The organism is Pseudomonas sp. HY7a-MNA-CIBAN-0227, from assembly GCF_040310325.1.
Lineage (GTDB): Bacteria > Pseudomonadota > Gammaproteobacteria > Pseudomonadales > Pseudomonadaceae > Aquipseudomonas.
Map to the genome: position 1 here is coordinate 1 of NZ_JBEOPT010000339.1, position 240 is coordinate 240.

The window sequence follows — 240 nt, forward strand, 5'->3', positions numbered from 1 at the left end:
CGCTGACGCTGGCCAGGCCCGGCATCTGCTCGGTGAGCCCGGCCACCATGCGCGCCGAAGCCACCAGGCGCTGGTCGAGGGAAAACATCATCTGGTTGCGCAAATCGTTGAGCATCCAGGCAGCCGCCAGCACCCAGATCAGTACGAAAGCGGCGCCCAGCTTGAACGTCAGGCGCAGACGCAAGCTCATCACGGGGTGTTTTCTCCCCCATCAGCCGTGCCCAGGCGATAGCCCAGCCC

General features: G+C 65.4%; 1 pseudogene. It reads right to left on the minus strand.

The features are described from left to right. A pseudogene (locus tag AAEZ06_RS28180) lies at positions 1–190 on the minus strand (two-component sensor histidine kinase); the annotation flags it as partial. Positions 191–240: the final 50 nt, after the last annotated feature.